Here is a 16,770-nt window from a genome sequence, read left to right as displayed (position 1 = left end):
CGGATTGAAATACGATGAAATTATGGTCCGCTACGGGGAACTATCCACTAAGGGCCGCAACAAGAAATCATTTATTGACCGTTTGGGCTCAAACGTACGTAAGGCTCTACACCAATACGATAAGGTTAAGATTCACCCTAACCAGGACCGTCTGCACGTGGAACTGAATGGAACTGATGCCGAGCCAGTTATGAAACGGCTTAAGCAGGTTTTTGGAATTCAAAACTTTTCCCCGTCTTTGCGGGTGGAAAAGGATTTTGATGAAGTTGTTAAGGCAGCCATAGCCATGTTCAAGGAACAGGTTCAAGGACCGATGACCTTTAAGGTTGAAACCAAGCGGGCTGATCACAAATTCGCGATGGGAACCTTTGAAATGAATAAGCAATTAGGAGGCGCTCTTTTAAGGGCCTTTCCAGATGACTTATCCGTGGACGTTCATAACCCTGATATTACGCTCCGGGTGGAAATTCGCCTGAACGGGATTTACCTGACCAGTGCTAAGATCCTTGGGGCCGGGGGGCTTCCGGTTGGAACAGCTGGTAAGGGAATGATGATGCTGTCTGGGGGAATCGACTCACCAGTAGCAGCCTACTTGGCACTGAAGCGGGGTGTTTCACTTGAAATGGTTCACTTCTACTCACCGCCATACACTTCCGAACAAGCCCTGGCTAAGGCTAAGGAATTAACTAGCAAACTAGCGAAGTATTCTGGCTCGATTAAGTTCATCCAGGTTCCGTTCACCGAGATCCAGGAAACGGTCAAGGAGAAGGTTCCTGAGGGCTATTTAATGACTGTGCAACGCCGTTTGATGTTACGTTTAGCTTGTGCACTGGCTCAAAAACGAGCCGGTCTGGCTGTCTTCAATGGCGAATCGCTGGGGCAAGTGGCTTCTCAAACGATGGAATCAATGCTGGCAATTGAAGATGTTACCACGATGCCAGTTCTACGGCCGGTACTAACCTACGATAAGAATGAAATTATTAAGATCGCAGAAGAGATTGACACCTATGACTTATCAATCTTGCCGTACGAAGACTGCTGTACCGTCTTCACGCCACCTTCACCAAAGACTAAACCAAACTTAAAGCGGGCCCGGTCTTACGAGGCACGCTTGGATGTAGAGGGCCTAATGCAACGGGCATTGGATGGGATTCAGATTGATGAAATTCATGCCGGGGATGAATTCTTAAACCAAAACCAAGACGTCTTTGCGGAGCTATTATAATTAATAAAAATGATGCTTCCGATGTAAAGCACCCGAGAATTGTTAGATTCACGCCTAACATTCTAGGGTGCTTTCTTGATTTTAATATAACAGCTTTATTCGCAATCTTAGTGATATGCGTTGATTTTACTGGGGGTTTTTGAGTGAAAAATTTATCCTATCTGCTATACTAAAACCATAGTAGTTAGATTAAGGAATCATTAAAAGGAGGCCACAATCGTGGAAGTAACGATTAATGGTGAACACCATCAACTAGTAGGGAATCCGCCAACCGTTGGCGAAGATATTCCACACTTTAAGGTCTTTGATAAGGACAATCAAAAGATTAAGACCCGAGAACTGTTCGGTAAACCAACACTACTCTCGGTAGTGCCTAATATCAACACCTCGGTTTGTGCAATTCAAACCAAGAAGTTTAATCAACTGATGGATCAATATCCAGGTGTAAACTTCTTTACGGTTTCTACGAACACAATTGAAGAACAGCAAAATTGGTGTGCCGCTGAAGGGGTTAAAAACATGCAAATGGTTTCTGATTCCGAACAATCTTTTGGTTACGCCCTGAAAATCTTAATTCCCGATGAGGGGCTCCTGGCCCGTTCTTTATGGGTATTAGACGCCAATGGTAAAATCGTTTACGAACAAGTGGTGCCAGAAATCGTTGATGAACCAGACTATGATGCTGCCTTAACCGCACTGAAAAAGTTACTCTAGGGCTTGACGGAGTCGTAAAAGTTAACTATGATCTATGTTATCAATGCGATGAACGAGAGAGTAGTGAAAAGAAGGACCGCCTAAGCGAGGATCCGATGGTGGAAAGGATCCCGGACTCTTATCATGAAGGTAGCTCGTGAGTTGGAAGCCTGAAGTAAGTAGGGCCTCCCGGTTCATTTACCGTTATCAAATGGCAAAGAGGGAGTGGCTATGATCACTTCAAATTAGGTGGTACCGCGAGAAGACTCGTCCTATGTTAGGGCGGGCCTTTTTTTGTACCAATATCGAAGGGAGAAATTCAGATGACCAAAAAAGAAATGGCAACTAAATTCGACCCCCAAGCGGTTGAAGAAGGACGCTACCAATGGTGGATCGATCAGGGGTTTTTTAAACCGTCTGGGGATAAAAAGGCGCACCCTTACTCGATCGTGATTCCGCCACCAAACGTTACTGGGAAGCTACACTTGGGCCACGCCTGGGATACGACCTTGCAAGATATGATCATTCGTCAAAAGCGCATGCAGGGCTACGATGTCTTATGGCTTCCGGGGATGGACCACGCCGGGATTGCCACTCAGGCTAAGGTGGAAGCTCGCTTGGCTAAGCAAGGTGTTTCCCGCTATGACTTGGGACGTGAAAAGTTTGTCCAGCAAGTCTGGGATTGGAAGGACGAATATGCTGCCATCATTCACCAGCAATGGGCTAAGATGGGGATCTCCGTCGATTACGACCGGGAACGCTTTACCCTTGATGAGGGGTTAAACAAGGCCGTGCGTAAGGTTTTTGTTGACCTCTATAACAAGGGACTGATCTACCGGGCTACTTACATTATCAACTGGGACCCGAAGGCTCGGACCGCCTTGTCCGACATCGAAGTCGAACACAAAGACGATAAGGGCGCCTTTTACCATGTTAAATACCCATTCACCGATGGGACTACTTTCAACGGCAATGACTACATCGAAATTGCTACAACCCGACCAGAAACGATGTTTGGTGATGAAGCCGTTGCTGTAAACCCTAATGACGAACGTTATAAGGAACTGGTTGGCAAGCGCGTAATGGTGCCGTTGGTTAACCGTGAAATTGAAATTATTGCTGACGACTACGTAACACCGGACTTTGGGACCGGGATGGTAAAGATTACGCCAGCTCATGACCCAAACGACTTCCAAGTTGGGAAGCGTCATAACTTGCCGGAATTAAACACGATGAACGAAGACGCATCGATGAACGAAAACGCTGGTAAGTATGTGGGGATGGATCGGTTTGATGCCCGTGAAGCCATCGTCAAGGACTTACAAGACCAGGGCTACATGCTTAAGATTGATCCAATTGTGCACTCCGTTGGGCATTCTGAACGGACGGGGGTTCAGGTTGAATCCCGTCTGTCGACCCAGTGGTTTGTTAAGATGAAGCCGTTGGCAGAACGGGCGCTGGCTAACCAAAAGACAGATGACCGGGTGAACTTCATCCCAGGGCGGTTCGAGCACACCTTCAATCAGTGGATGGAAAACATCCATGATTGGGTGATTTCGCGGCAACTCTGGTGGGGGCACCAAATCCCGGCTTGGTACCACAAGGAAACTGGTGAAATGTACGTAGGGATGGAAGCACCAGCTGATGCTGAAAACTGGACGCAAGACAAGGATGTCTTAGATACCTGGTTCTCTAGCGCCCTGTGGCCATTCTCAACGATGGGCTGGCCTGACACCAACTCCGAAGACTTTAAGCGCTACTTCCCGACTACCACGTTGGTGACCGGATATGATATCATCTTCTTCTGGGTTTCCCGGATGATCTTCCAATCCCTGGAATTCACGGGTAAGGCACCATTTAGAAATGTTCTCTTACACGGGCTGATCCGTGATGAACAAGGTCGTAAGATGTCTAAGTCCTTGGGAAATGGGATTGATCCGATGGACGTGATTGAGAAATACGGGGTTGATGCTTTACGTTGGTTCCTAGTCACTGGTTCAACACCGGGGCAAGACATTCGTTTCTCCTACAAGAAGATGGATGCTTCATGGAACTTTATCAACAAGATTTGGAACGCCAGCCGTTATGTAATCATGAACCTTGGCGATATGGCAGCACCAAAGCTCCCTGACCAAAGCAAGTGGGACTTGGCAGACCGCTGGATTTTAAGCCGCCTGAACACTACTGTGAAGGATGTTTCAGCTAAGTTTGAAAAATTTGAATTTGGGGAAGCTGGCCGTGACCTGTACAACTTCATTTGGAACGACTTCTGTGATTGGTATATTGAAATGACCAAGGAGAAGCTAAATAACGGGACGGATGAGGAAAAGGATGCTACTAAAAACATCCTGGGCTACGTTCTAGACCAAACCCTAAGGTTGATTCACCCAATTATGCCGTTCGTAACCGAAAGGCTATGGCAATCAATGCCCCACGATGGTCAATCAATCATGATTGCTGATTACCCGGTTGAACATGAAGAGTTGGCTAATAAGAAGGCGGAAGGTGAGATGGAGGGCCTGATTGAACTAATTAAGGCCGTTCGTAATATTCGTAACCAGGCGGGGGCGCCAATGTCGTCACCTGTTAAGATGATGATTAAGGTTGATGATAATGCTCACGCCGCTGTCTTCAACGAAAACCGGGATTACTTAGATCGTTTCTGTCACCCGTCTGAGCTTACGATCGCCACTGAAGTTGATGTTCCAAAGCTATCAATGAGTGGGATCTTAGCTGGGGCAACGGTCTACATCCCAATGGCTGAATTAGTTGATCTTGACGAAGAACGATCCCGGATGGAAAAGGAAATCGTCAAGTTGCAAAAGGAGGTCGACCGCTCCACTAAGAAGCTGGGGAACGAAAGGTTTGTTAACAGTGCTCCAGAACAGGTAGTGGCTAAGGAACGCGAAAAGGCTGAAGAATGGCAGCAAAAGCTTGCCAGCGCTAAGGAACGCTTACAAAGCCTTCAAGAAGGCTAATTAACAAGCTACACATGATATGGCCCTTGGGATGGGTGGGGAAACCCGCCAGCCAGGGGCTGTTTTCTTAAAGTACGTAGAGGGAAAAGTATGGAAGAAATCATGACATATACCCAGGCACTGGGCTTTATTCACGGCCGGACCCGCTTTAAGAAAGTTCCGACCTTAAGGCGAATGCGTATGTTTTTAAAACGGCTTGGGGATCCCCAGGCTGGTCTAAACTTTATTCACGTTACTGGAACCAATGGCAAGGGTTCGACGGTAGCCATGACCCGTGACATGCTAGTTGCTGGCGGCCTTTCAGTGGGGACCTTCACCTCACCATTCATTACCCGTTATAACGAGCGAATCGCCATTGATGGTCAACCAATTAGCGATACTGATTTGACGCGTTTAACCAACCGGGTGGCTAAGGTAGCAGTGGCCCTGGATGAGGAGCTAGAAGAGGGTGGACCAACTGAATTTGAAATTGGGACAGCCATCATGTTTTGTTACATGAACGAGCAGCACCCCGACGTTGTGATTCTAGAAGTTGGGATTGGTGGAAGATGGGATTCAACCAATGTGATTGATCATCCCCTAGTTACCGCAATCACAACGATTGGCTATGACCATATGCGTTACTTGGGTGATACTTATCAGCAGATTGCAGGGCACAAGGCGGGGATAATTAAAAAAGGAGCGCCCATAGTAATTGGGTATCTCCCCAAGAGTGCGCGAAAAGTAATTGAAGAAACGGCACGGGCTAATCAAGCACCGCTCCTGGCGCTGGGGGCGGACTTTGTTGCCAAAAACAGTACGCTCCACGCCCTTTATCCCACTATTGAATACACCGGTTTATCCCTACACCGAGCCCAGTTCAAGCTGGGATTAGCTGGGGACTACCAGGTCCAAAACGCAGCTGTTGCATTAACCATCACCCAGTTGGTGCTTAAGGCGTTACAAATTCCGGTTAGTGGGTGGAAGCGGGACCTACGGGCAGGCCTAGCCAGCAGTACCTGGCCGGGCCGAATGGAGGTTGTTAACGAAGAGCCGCTCATGTTCCTGGATGGGGCCCATAATTTGCCAGGGGTTCAGGCCCTTGTTCAAACGATTAAGGATGATTTTTTCGATCGTGAGGTTTACTTAGAGGTAGCGATTTTAGCCGACAAGCAATACGAACTAATGCTGGGAGAGCTTACTAGCCTGCCCAATGTCCACCTGTTGGTTACTCATTTTGCCGGGCCATCCGCGAGCCGGCAAAGTGCCGACCTGAACATAGCGGTGCAGGAACTTTCAACCCGTTACCCCGTCGAATATGCTTCAAATTGGCAGTTGGGGCTAGCTAAGATTGCCCGTGAGGCTCAAGCAGATGATGTCATCATTGTAACCGGATCCCTGTATTTTGTTTCTGAAGTACGCCAATTTTTATTAACTTAATTTCGTCAAACAAGGCCTCCTTATCGTACTTAGTATGGTGAGGAGGTTTTATTATGCTAAAACAACAATTACAATTTCCGCTTTACTACCAAGCGATCCATGAGGCCTTACCTGACCCGGTACTAGCTCAGTATTTTTTTAAGCACTTTCCCACACCTCAGAGTCTGCACAACATCACGGCCGAAGAAGAGGAGGAGCTGATCCAATATGACGAAGAAACTTTCAAGCCTCTATTAGCTGCAGTTAACTTGGGGACGATAGCAGTTCGCTCCCCTCATGATTTGTACGGTCAGGCGGCTTCATCAACCACGGTGGGGACGGCCCTAATTGATGAATTTGCTGGCGAAGAACAGGAAATGGTAGTGGCAATGTGTACAGATGTCCATAACAAAATTATTGCCACCAAGCAACTCTTTATTGGGGGAACCAGTGAGTGTTCTACGTATCCCAACCAGGTTTTTCGCTATGCTTTAAAGGTAGGGGCCTACGGAGTTATTCTGGCCCATAATCACCCAACTGGTTCGCCGACGCCTTCAACGGCCGATATGATTTTTTTCAAGCGGATGGAAGCCGCCGGGAAGGTGATTGGAATTTCCCTAGTTGATGCCTTGGTAGTGGGGAGAAGAGATTACTACAGCTGGCAAGAGGCACGTCAAGAAGATGATGTGGCCACCTGTTAAAATTTTAAATAATCGTTAATGGTTTTTGGCGCTACTGTTATTTCCCGGGTCGTTATAGTATAGTAGGGTCTGTTAATCTAATGTTCAGCTATGGTATAATATCGGCGATATGGATTACCGCAGGAACGTATTAAACGTACAAATGAAGGGAAGAAGCAGATTGCCATTAGGATTTGGAACTAAAAATATTGGTATCGACCTCGGAACTGCCAATACAATTGTCTACATTGACGGAAAGGGCATCGTCTTACGGGAACCATCCGTGGTTGCGCGTAAGAAGGGCACCGGTGAAGTTATTTCTGTTGGGTCCGACGCTCGAGACATGATTGGGCGGACCCCGGCAAGTATTGTCGCCATCCGACCGATGAAAGATGGGGTCATTGCCGATTATGACACCACCGTTGCGATGATGAAGTACTACATGAACAAGGCACTGGGCAACAACGGGGGTAAGCCATACGTAATGGTTTGTGTTCCAAGCGGAATTACCGAAGTTGAAAAGCGGGCCGTGGTTGATGCAACGCGGGTTGCCGGAGCACGGGATGCCTACGTCATTGAAGAACCGTACGCGGCTGCCATTGGGGCGGGGCTTCCGGTTATGGATCCAACGGGTTCAATGGTTGTTGATATTGGTGGTGGGACGACTGATGTTGCCACGATTTCCTTAGGAGGAATCGTCTCAAGCCGTTCCATTCGGATGGCCGGCGATAAGATGAACGATGCAATCGCCCAATTCGTTCGCCAAAACAAGAGCCTTCTGATTGGGGAACGGACTGCTGAAAAACTGAAGTGGGATATCGGTTCTGCTTCCCTAGACGCCGCCAAGGAAATGGGAACGACGGAGGTTCGGGGACGTGATCTAATCACGGGGTTACCGAAGACGATGGAAGTTTCGGCGCTTGATGTTTCAGAAGCACTTCAAGACGTGGTTAATGAAATTATTGCCGCTATTAAGGGGACGCTTGAAGAAACGTCGCCGGAAATTGCCGCTGACGTTATTGATCATGGGATCGTCCTGACTGGTGGGGGCGCTCTTTTAAAGCACTTGCCAGAAGTTATCGCCGAGGCAACTAAGGTGCCGGTCTTCATCGCTAATGATCCGCTGGATTGTGTTGCGATTGGGACGGGTGAATCCTTGAAGAGCATCGACGCCATGCGTAAAAAGAAGTAATTAATTTCATTGTCAAATCACCAACGAGAAATTGTAAAACGGGCGGGGCTGGTTGCAAAACAATGTTTTTGCCCAGTCCCGTTCATCGTTCTCGGTGGTTAAAGAGGGGCTTTTTTCCATGCAAAAGTTTTTTTCAAACCGCCGTTTAGTAATTTTGGTGGTTATTCTAGTCGTTTGTTTTGGTTTGATGGCTGGTTCAGTGACTTTGCGTAACCGGCGCAACACCCCGCCGTTGATCCAGCAGTTCGGTGATGATATTGTGGGGATTGCCGGTAGTGTGGTAACTTATCCTGCCAATGCAATCCAAGGTGGGCTTTCGACTGTAAACGAGTTAATGAATACCTACTCGGAAAACCGGGAGCTTAAGCAACAGGTTACAGAGTTAGCACAAGTTAAAGTCCGGGACCAAACTCTGGCAAAAGAAAATAAGCAGTTAAAGGCCGAACTAAAGATCCGGTCTTCCTTGACTGATTACTCAACGATTGCAGCCTCCGTATTGAGTCGGGATCCATCATCTTGGCAGGCTCAGTTAGTAATTAATAAGGGTTCTTCAGCTGGAATCAAAAAGAACATGCCCGTTCTATCCGGTGGAGGGTTGGTTGGACGGATCTCACAGGTCAACAAGACTAATAGTATTGTGGAACTACTTAGCGATACAAGTGAATCTTCCAACCGGTTTGCGATTACCATTCAAGGAACCAATGGTAAAACAGTTAATGGGATTATCACTGGTTATAATTCATCGACCAACCAGTTAATTATGGGCCAAGTTACATCTAAGGCTAAGATCAAAAAGGGAACTTCGGTTACCACCTCTGGGTTAGGAGGGGTCACTCCCAAGGGGCTTTATGTTGGGAAAGTGGCCAAGATTGGGACGGATGATTACGGACTAGCCCAAAAAATCTACATCACTCCGGCCACTAACTTCAATGAGATTAACATTGTAACTGTGGCTAAACTGGATGACTAAGTAGGGGGGATACCATGTATCGGTTATCACGTTTGAGGTATCTGTTTCCAATTGGCTTATTCATTTGCTTTTTCTTGGATGGCTCATTGAGTAAGATTTTAGCAAACCTATTCTTTAGCTATCCCTACTCAATGGTTAGTCAGCTAGTGGTCTTGTGGATGATTTTAGGGGTCTTTTTTGAAGAAGAAACGCAAATTCCATTAGTGGGCTTTGCGGTAGTTACGGGAATTTGTACCGACCTATATTACTCGGGAATTTTGGGCTTATTTATGTTCTTATATCCGGCGATTGTGGCCTTTGCTCGTGCGTTAAACCGTTACTACTCACCTTCGTTTTTATCCCACATTTTAATCTTCTTTGTCTCGATTGCTCTGTTAGAGCTGCTAAACTATTGGGCCTACTATTTGGTCGGGGTAACCAGGGTCGGCTTTGCTGGCTTCTTGTTGGACACCTTGGGGCCAACCTTAGCCCTTAACCTAGTCTACTTTATTGTCTTGTACTGGCCGGTTCACCGCATGTACATACGGGCAATGAGTAATCAGCACTAATTTAGATTAGAAAAATTTAATTTTTAACTTAGACCTGTTGACATCTACTTTAAATCTGGTTAAGATACTTACAATATTAATAACAACATTGAGCAGATTAGTAGAACGAAGCATGTTTTTAGCGAGTAACCGATGGTGGGAAGGTTGCAACATTCTCGTTTGAATCACAACTGTGAGTTGACCACTGATCAAAAGGTGGTCCGGGGAAGCCCGTTATAGCACAAAGTTTACAAATCGTGAACTTACTGAGGTCGTTTTCTGTGAGGAGAACGGTAAAATGAGGTGGAACCGCGGCAACGCCCTCTTAGCCTGGTGGCTAGGAGGGCGTTTTGTAATTTGTGAACTTAATGAGAGTGTCAGTGTGAGCTGGCAGTAAATTGGGGTGGAACCACGTTAAAGCGTCCCCTTGAATCGCGATGATTCAAGGGGATTTTTTTATTAATTTGTTTAATGGGTGAAAATAAGGAGGATCACACCATGTCGTTTACGTACATCATGGAAATTTTACCATCATTATTTCAGGGGGCTGGCTTAACCCTTCAGCTCTTCTTTTGGACCTTAATTGGTTCCTTGCCACTGGGGATCATTGTTAGTTTGGGATTAACCTCAAAGATTAAGCCCCTCAAGTGGGTCTTGGAAATGTATGTTTGGCTAATGCGGGGAACGCCATTACTACTGCAATTGATTTTTGTTTTCTACGGTTTACCCATTGTTGGGATTGTTTTCCAACGTTACGACGCCGCTTTAGTAGCTTTTATCTTAAACTACGCTGCTTACTTCGCAGAAATTTTCCGGGGTGGGCTTCAGTCAATTAGTCAAGGCCAATACGAAGGAGCGCGGGTTTTACGCTTGTCATACTGGCAAACAATTCGTAAGATTGTGATTCCCCAAGTGGTTAAGATCGTGATTCCATCAATTGGAAACGAAGTCATCAACCTGATTAAGGACTCCTCGTTGGTGTATGTCATTGGTTTAGGGGACCTACTGCGAGCCGGGAACGTGGCTACTTCACGGGACGTAACCTTAGTCCCACTACTCCTAGTTGGGCTAATCTATCTATTGATGGTCGGAATTTGCACGGTCATCTTACGGTGGGTTGAAAAGCGGTACTCATACTATAAGTAAACGGGGGAATTAACTATGTTAGAAATTAAAGACTTAAAAAAGAGTTTTAACGGGCGCCAAATTTTAAACGGGGTGGATCTAATAGTCGAAGACGGTGAAATCTTAAGCATCGTTGGCCCATCTGGGGCTGGGAAAACAACCCTGTTGCGTTGTATCACTGGGCTGGAGAGCGCCGATGCGGGAATCTTTTTGATTGATGGTCAACCATTTGATCCACAGGGAACTGAGGAAAGCGATGCTGTAATTGGGGTTGTCTTCCAAGATTTCAACCTCTTCCCGCACCTATCAGTGTTGGAAAATATTACCTTGGCCCCAATGATGGTGCTTAAAAAATCTAAGGATGAAGCCAATCAAAAGGCAGCCCAATTACTGGAGGAACTGGGATTGACGGGACTCGGTGACCACTACCCATACCAATTATCCGGGGGACAAAAGCAACGGGTGGCAATTGCCCGGGCATTAGCGATGAATCCACGGATTCTATGCTATGATGAACCAACTAGTGCCCTGGACCCCAACCTTCGCGACGAAGTGGCTAACCTCATCTTGTCCCTCAAGAAGGAAGGGATGACCCAGTTAGTCGTTACCCACGACATGGATTTTGCCAATAAGATTGCCGACAAAATCTTAAAGGTGCAAGCCTTAGATACCAAAAACTAGAAAAGGAGAAGTGGGATGAAACGACTAAAATACCTATTAGTATTGGTCTTACTCGTAATCCCGGCAGTCGTCTTGAGTGGCTGTGAGAGCGTTACGCAACGGGCCGATACCCAAGACACCTGGTCTCGAATCCAAAAACGGGGGAAGGTGATCGTCGGGTTGGATGATTCCTTTGTGCCGATGGGCTTTCGTGAAAAGAATGGGAAGTTAGTGGGTTATGACATCGACCTGGCCAAGGCGGTCTTTAAGCAGTACGGAATCAAGGTTGACTTCCAGACCATTGATTGGTCAATGAAGGAAACCGAATTAAAAAACGGAACCATTGACCTGATTTGGAATGGATACTCTATAACCCCGGAACGCGCCAAACAGGTGGCTTTTTCCCGACCATACCTTTTAAATCGACAGGTCCTGGTTACCAAGAAAAAGGACCACATCAATAACTTTAACGACATGAAGGGAAAGGTATTGGGGGTTCAAAACGGATCGACTGGAATGACCGACCTGGATGAACACCCAAAGCTGTTAAAGGATAAAATCAAGGATAAGAGTCCGATTCTTTATGATACCTTCCCCAACGCCTTCATTGACCTGAATGCTAACCGAATTCAGGGGATCTTGATGGATGAAGTCTATGCTAACTATTACATTCAACACCAGGCGAATGCCAAGTCCTATTCGACCTACATCAGTAATAAGATGGGGGCTGACTACTTTGCCGTAGGGATGCGTAAGGGTGATAAGACCCTCAAAAAGAAGGTTAACGATGGCCTTAAGCACCTGCAAGAAGACGGTCAACTCAAAAAGATTAATAAAAAGTGGTTTGGTAAGGCCACTAATTTCTTAGGTCCCGTTAATTACAGGGTCAAGTAGGTAGTTGTAATTTGGGGACTAATCACGTATCATTTTAATGAAAATTTGTGGAGACAAGCTCGCGTTTTGCGGGCTTGTCGTTTTTTGGAAAGGAAGAAGAATCCTTGGACATTCAATTAGTAGCGGGGGTCGACCTGCACATCATTCCCACCAAGCAGTTTAAAGTGACCCGGATCTTAGTGGATTTTGCTGCTCCTCAGGCGATGGCTTCACCGAGCGCCCGCAACCTGGTGGCAAATCTTTTGGTAACCTCATCGGCTAAGTACCGAACGCAAACAGTATTGGCTCGCCACCTAACGAGCCTATATGGGGCATCATTGAGCGGCTACGTGAGCCGGGTGGGATTAGCCCACACGGTCCGGGTAAAGCTGTCGTTGATTAATGATCAGGTTGCCAAGACGGGCCTATTTGAAAGGGGAAGCGCCCTTTTAAAAGAACTTTTATTTAATCCCCTGGTTGATGAAGCAGGTTTTGATCAAGAAACTTACCGTCTACAGCAGGCCAATACGATTGGAACTTTACAATCATGGGATGACGATAAGCGTTTTTATGCCCTTAGGCGCCTGCAACAGGCCTATTATCAAATGGGGGCCGAATTGAAGCGGCCAGCAAGTGGAACAATCGATGAAGTGCGTGCTCTAACTAGGGACGTTGTCTATCAGGCTTACCAGCGGATGCTTACATACGATAAAGTCAACATTGTCGTTGTTGGTGATGTCGATCCCGCTGCTGTAACCGAGGCCATGAGGGCGCTGGACTTTCAACCAAGGACCAATCCATTCCAAGAAAGCTTACTCTATCACCAGGCTAGTCGTCCCGCTCCAGTGGTTGAAGTTGAGCACCAACTCCTGGCCCAGGCTAAGTTGGACCTGGCCTACCACCTACCCGCTTACTACCACCAGGAAAATCACGTTACTGCCATTGTTTTAAACGGGCTCTTAGGCGGGACACCATATTCAATGCTGTTCACGAACGTCCGGGAAAAGGCAAGCTTAGCCTATTACGCCAGCAGCTCTTTGCGCCCCTTTACCGGTCAAATCCTTGTTGAAACTGGGATTAACCCCGTCGACCAAGAGCGGGCTAGGAAACTGATTGAACAACAGGTGGCAGATCTTGCAGCTGGTAAGTTTTCCGACGCCCAGTTTCAACGGGTTAAGGAAGGACTGGTCAACCAGTACGTAACTGGTTTGGATAATCCTAATGTCTTGGCTCAAGCTCGACTGACCACTGCGTTGATGGGAATTGAACTGTCAACGGGAGTGGAAGAAAAGCTGCGCTCGGTGACGCGGCAAGATGTTTGCCAGTTAGCCAACCAGATGAACTTAGAGGCAGTCTTTTTACTGGATGCAAGGAGAAATTAAAATGATGGAAGAACTTGATTACTCAGCCTATGGGAGTAAAGTATACCGAACCACCTTAGACAATGGTTTAAAGGTTAATCTCCTACCGATGCCGAATTATCACAAGACTTACGCGATCCTGACGACCGACTTTGGGTCCGTGGATAACACCTTTGTGATCGATGGCAGGGAGCAGACTGTTCCAAATGGGGTGGCTCACTTTTTGGAACATAAACTGTTTGAAAAAGAGGACCATGATGCCTTTGACCTTTTTGGGGCCCTGGGGGCGGATGCAAATGCCTTTACTAGCTTCACCCAGACCAGCTACCTCTTCTCCACGACGGCTCATCTGCACGAGAGCCTTGACGTCTTGTTGGACTTCGTTTTTGCGCCCTACTTTACAGAAAAAACGGTTGAAAAGGAAAAGGGAATTATTGGTCAAGAGATTCAAATGTATGCTGACAGCCCAGAAAATCGATTGTACATGGGAACGCTGGGTAACCTATACCCTAATGATCCGATAAGAATTGATATTGCTGGTAGTGAGGAATCGATTCAAAGGATAACGCCGGAACTTCTTTATAAGGTTCACCAAACCTTCTACCAACCCGGTAATATGAACCTCTTTGTGGCCGGTAACTTAGTTCCTGAACAGATCGTGGAATGGGTTAAACAAAACCAGACACTGGCAAATTGGCCCGTTCGTCCACTACCTAAGCATACCTTTGCTCCGACTGATCCTAAGGGCCAAGATGTGATTGCCTTTAATACTTTGACTATGCCAGTGGCCCGTCCTAAGGCCATGATTGGCCTACGAGGGATTAGCGACTTTGAAGACGGCCGGGACCGGCTAAAGTTTGTTCAAGCGGTTGGCTTGGCATTAGAAATGCTGTTTGATGACACCTCAGAAAATTACCTTCAGATGTATAATAAAGAAATTATCGATGATTCCTTTGGCTTTGGCTTGGAAATTGAGCGAGGATTTCATTTTGCTACCTTTGGAAGCGAAACTAATCGGCCTGAAGCATTTGCAGACGCCATTATTGCAATTTTGAGGCAGGCTAATGAGGAATTAGAGGAGGAAAAAGACCAATTTGAAAGCATCAAACGGGGACAATTGGGTAGACTGATTGGTTGCCTTGATTCACCGGAACAAATCGCTAACCGTTTCTCTGGGAACTTGTTTGATCAGGCAACGATCTTTGATGAGATTGAAAGCCTATCCCAGATTACCTTTGCTGACCTAAAGGCGGCTCTTACCCAACTGGTGAATGAAAAACGGCTTACTGCTTTTTTTGTTTTACCAGAGAACTTTTCATAAAGTTTAAACTTTTTTATGATTTGATCTGGGGTCCGGTATTTAAAGGCGAGTGTGCTATACTTGGTAACTGTGAATAATGCAAAAGAATGAGGAATTAGGTAATGAGTGAAAACGAAGAAAGGGCCAATATTGGCCAAAAGTTGCGGGAAGCGCGTGAGCAAAAGGGATTAACCTTAGATGATCTGCAGCAAGCCACGAAGATTCAAAAGCGCTACTTGATTGCAATTGAAGACGAGAAGTTTACTGAATTACCAGGGGACTTTTATGTTCGGGCCTTCGTAAAACAGTACGCCGACACTGTGGGGCTTGATGGGAACACCCTCTTAAGGGATTACGATGATGAACTGCCCCAAACTAAGACCGATGAATACGCTGATCACTTAGCCCAAGCGGTGGAAACGCGGATGGGAAATCGTCAGCCAACCGTGGACCGGGTTGACCGGGCTCGCAGGTACTTACCAACTGTTATTATTGCAGTGGTGGTGGTTATAATCTTAGGAGCAATCTGGGCTACGGCTATCGTCCGTAATCGTCAGGATGCAGCAACAAAGATCGATGCTAGCTCTGTTTCCGTTTCTGGGGAATCCTCTAAGAAGTCTTCGTCTAGTTCGTCTAAGAAGTCATCTGATTCTTCCAAGGAGAAAAGCAAACTTGACTTCACTCAGTCAAATCGAACTACATCTTCAGTGACCTTGTCAACAACCAGTACCTTAACGAAGGCAACTGATATGACCATTAAGACCAGTGGCCAAGCCTGGACCAGCGTAACTGTTGATGGGACGAGTATGCTGTCAAAGACCTTAGCAGCTAATGCCACGTCTAAGGTTACTTTGACGAAGGGCGCTCAAACAGTCGTCCTGACGCTTGGGAATGCAAGCGCAACAACGGTTAAGATCGGGGACCAAACGCTTGACCTAACCGATAACGGGAAGTACGCCAATACCCGGACAGTAACAATTAGATTTGGGGCGCAAGCAACGGATAACTCAAGTGCAACTTCCACTAGTGCAACGAGCTCCAGTGCTTCAAGTAATGCATCGTCGACGGTAACTTCAACTTCCACAACCGGAACGACAAATTCAACTACCCAATCATCAACAACACGTTAAAAGGAGATTTAATTAATGAATTTACCAAATAAGCTGACCGTGGTCCGCTTAATTGTTATCCCGTTTTTCCTTATTTTAATGGTAGTCCCCTTCCACTGGGGGAACGTGACTTTTTGGGGGGCAACAATTCCGGTTAGTCAACTGATCGCGGCAATCCTCTTCATTGCGGCCACGATCACTGATAATCTGGATGGTCAGATTGCTCGCCGGCAACATTTAGTTACTAACTTCGGTAAGTTTACCGACCCACTGGCGGATAAGTTGCTTGTCATGACGGCTTTCATCGTAATGACCGGCTCTGGTGTGGTTCCGGCGTGGGTAACCACTATCATTATCTGGCGAGAATTGTCTGTGACTGGCTTACGTCTCTTGATTGTGGAGCAAAACGGACAAGTCTTGGCGGCTAAGATGCCAGGGAAGATTAAAACGACGACCCAGTTTATTGCAATTATCTTTCTGTTGTTAAACAATGTGATCTTTGCGATGTGGGGAATTCCTTTTGGCCAGATCATGTTATATATCTGCTTATTCTTTACCGTCTACTCTGGAGTGGACTACTTCGTAAAGGGCCGGGGCGTTTTTGCTGACGGCTTTAAATAAACTTTTTAAGGGGCGCAACCAAATTGGTTCGTCCCTTTTTACTATTTTGCCGTACTTG

At 46.6% G+C, this 16,770-nt stretch carries 15 protein-coding genes and 2 other annotated features; all 15 genes read left to right on the top strand.

Annotated elements, in window-relative coordinates:
- Nucleotides 1–4 precede the first annotated feature (4 nt).
- The 15 genes from thiI (at nucleotide 5) to pgsA (ending at nucleotide 16,712) form a co-directional block, all read left to right on the top strand.
- Entirely contained in the window at nucleotides 5–1,225 is a 1,221-nt protein-coding gene (gene thiI / locus AOQ57_RS04980) for a tRNA uracil 4-sulfurtransferase ThiI (protein ID WP_093625785.1), read from the top strand.
- A 219-nt stretch (nucleotides 1,226–1,444) separates the two neighbouring features.
- Nucleotides 1,445–1,939, top strand: coding sequence for a thiol peroxidase (gene tpx, locus AOQ57_RS04975; RefSeq protein ID WP_093625783.1), 495 nt, complete (start codon nucleotides 1,445–1,447; stop codon nucleotides 1,937–1,939).
- 39 nt (nucleotides 1,940–1,978) lie between these two features.
- Nucleotides 1,979–2,196, top strand: a binding site (T-box leader).
- Nucleotides 2,197–2,241: 45 nt separating this feature from the next.
- A complete protein-coding gene (locus tag AOQ57_RS04970; RefSeq protein WP_093625781.1) occupies nucleotides 2,242–4,896 on the top strand; it encodes a valine--tRNA ligase in 2,655 nt (884 codons plus the stop codon).
- A gap of 90 nt (nucleotides 4,897–4,986) precedes the next feature.
- Complete coding sequence (locus tag AOQ57_RS04965; RefSeq protein WP_093625779.1) at nucleotides 4,987–6,315, top strand: bifunctional folylpolyglutamate synthase/dihydrofolate synthase; 1,329 nt, start codon at nucleotides 4,987–4,989, stop codon at nucleotides 6,313–6,315.
- A gap of 53 nt (nucleotides 6,316–6,368) precedes the next feature.
- Entirely contained in the window at nucleotides 6,369–6,995 is a 627-nt protein-coding gene (locus AOQ57_RS04960) for a JAB domain-containing protein (protein WP_093625777.1), read from the top strand.
- 142 nt (nucleotides 6,996–7,137) lie between these two features.
- Nucleotides 7,138–8,166, top strand: a complete 1,029-nt coding sequence (locus AOQ57_RS04955; RefSeq protein WP_093625775.1) for a rod shape-determining protein — start codon at nucleotides 7,138–7,140, stop codon at nucleotides 8,164–8,166.
- Nucleotides 8,167–8,284: 118 nt separating this feature from the next.
- Nucleotides 8,285–9,136, top strand: coding sequence for a rod shape-determining protein MreC (mreC, locus tag AOQ57_RS04950; RefSeq protein WP_093625772.1), 852 nt, complete (start codon nucleotides 8,285–8,287; stop codon nucleotides 9,134–9,136).
- Nucleotides 9,137–9,150: 14 nt separating this feature from the next.
- The gene (gene mreD, locus AOQ57_RS04945; RefSeq protein ID WP_093625770.1) at nucleotides 9,151–9,684 is read left to right on the top strand and encodes a rod shape-determining protein MreD; all 534 of its coding nucleotides are present in this window, start codon (nucleotides 9,151–9,153) and stop codon (nucleotides 9,682–9,684) included.
- A gap of 79 nt (nucleotides 9,685–9,763) precedes the next feature.
- Nucleotides 9,764–10,093, top strand: a binding site (T-box leader).
- A gap of 68 nt (nucleotides 10,094–10,161) precedes the next feature.
- The gene (locus AOQ57_RS04940) at nucleotides 10,162–10,809 is read left to right on the top strand and encodes an amino acid ABC transporter permease (RefSeq protein ID WP_093625768.1); all 648 of its coding nucleotides are present in this window, start codon (nucleotides 10,162–10,164) and stop codon (nucleotides 10,807–10,809) included.
- A gap of 15 nt (nucleotides 10,810–10,824) precedes the next feature.
- A complete protein-coding gene (locus AOQ57_RS04935; RefSeq protein WP_093625766.1) occupies nucleotides 10,825–11,469 on the top strand; it encodes an amino acid ABC transporter ATP-binding protein in 645 nt (214 codons plus the stop codon).
- Nucleotides 11,470–11,484: 15 nt separating this feature from the next.
- The gene (locus AOQ57_RS04930) at nucleotides 11,485–12,342 is read left to right on the top strand and encodes an amino acid ABC transporter substrate-binding protein (RefSeq protein ID WP_093625764.1); all 858 of its coding nucleotides are present in this window, start codon (nucleotides 11,485–11,487) and stop codon (nucleotides 12,340–12,342) included.
- A gap of 104 nt (nucleotides 12,343–12,446) precedes the next feature.
- Nucleotides 12,447–13,703 (top strand): EF-P 5-aminopentanol modification-associated protein YfmF, encoded by a 1,257-nt coding sequence (gene yfmF, locus AOQ57_RS04925; protein WP_093625762.1) that lies wholly within the window; start codon nucleotides 12,447–12,449, stop codon nucleotides 13,701–13,703.
- A 4-nt stretch (nucleotides 13,704–13,707) separates the two neighbouring features.
- Entirely contained in the window at nucleotides 13,708–15,003 is a 1,296-nt protein-coding gene (yfmH, locus tag AOQ57_RS04920; protein ID WP_093625887.1) for an EF-P 5-aminopentanol modification-associated protein YfmH, read from the top strand.
- A gap of 101 nt (nucleotides 15,004–15,104) precedes the next feature.
- The gene (locus AOQ57_RS04915) at nucleotides 15,105–16,112 is read left to right on the top strand and encodes a helix-turn-helix domain-containing protein (protein WP_093625760.1); all 1,008 of its coding nucleotides are present in this window, start codon (nucleotides 15,105–15,107) and stop codon (nucleotides 16,110–16,112) included.
- Nucleotides 16,113–16,127: 15 nt separating this feature from the next.
- Nucleotides 16,128–16,712: a CDP-diacylglycerol--glycerol-3-phosphate 3-phosphatidyltransferase gene (gene pgsA, locus AOQ57_RS04910; protein ID WP_093625758.1), complete on the top strand. Its 585-nt coding sequence runs from the start codon at nucleotides 16,128–16,130 to the stop codon at nucleotides 16,710–16,712.
- Nucleotides 16,713–16,770 lie beyond the last annotated feature (58 nt).

The organism is Limosilactobacillus gorillae (assembly GCF_001293735.1).
Taxonomy (GTDB): Bacteria; Bacillota; Bacilli; order Lactobacillales; family Lactobacillaceae; genus Limosilactobacillus; species Limosilactobacillus gorillae.
This window is presented reverse-complemented; position numbering and strand designations above follow the sequence as displayed.

Bases quoted from the DNA above. Each gene is read 5' to 3' on its own strand.
- AOQ57_RS04970 (WP_093625781.1), top strand. From the start codon at position 2,242: ATGACCAAAAAAGAAATGGCAACTAAATTCGACCCCCAAGCGGTTGAA.
- AOQ57_RS04965 (WP_093625779.1), top strand. From the start codon at position 4,987: ATGGAAGAAATCATGACATATACCCAGGCACTGGGCTTTATTCACGGC.
- AOQ57_RS04960 (WP_093625777.1), top strand. From the start codon at position 6,369: ATGCTAAAACAACAATTACAATTTCCGCTTTACTACCAAGCGATCCAT.
- AOQ57_RS04955 (WP_093625775.1), top strand. From the start codon at position 7,138: ATGAAGGGAAGAAGCAGATTGCCATTAGGATTTGGAACTAAAAATATT.
- mreC (WP_093625772.1), top strand. From the start codon at position 8,285: ATGCAAAAGTTTTTTTCAAACCGCCGTTTAGTAATTTTGGTGGTTATT.
- mreD (WP_093625770.1), top strand. From the start codon at position 9,151: ATGTATCGGTTATCACGTTTGAGGTATCTGTTTCCAATTGGCTTATTC.
- AOQ57_RS04940 (WP_093625768.1), top strand. From the start codon at position 10,162: ATGTCGTTTACGTACATCATGGAAATTTTACCATCATTATTTCAGGGG.
- AOQ57_RS04935 (WP_093625766.1), top strand. From the start codon at position 10,825: ATGTTAGAAATTAAAGACTTAAAAAAGAGTTTTAACGGGCGCCAAATT.
- AOQ57_RS04930 (WP_093625764.1), top strand. From the start codon at position 11,485: ATGAAACGACTAAAATACCTATTAGTATTGGTCTTACTCGTAATCCCG.
- yfmH (WP_093625887.1), top strand. From the start codon at position 13,708: ATGGAAGAACTTGATTACTCAGCCTATGGGAGTAAAGTATACCGAACC.
- AOQ57_RS04915 (WP_093625760.1), top strand. From the start codon at position 15,105: ATGAGTGAAAACGAAGAAAGGGCCAATATTGGCCAAAAGTTGCGGGAA.
- pgsA (WP_093625758.1), top strand. From the start codon at position 16,128: ATGAATTTACCAAATAAGCTGACCGTGGTCCGCTTAATTGTTATCCCG.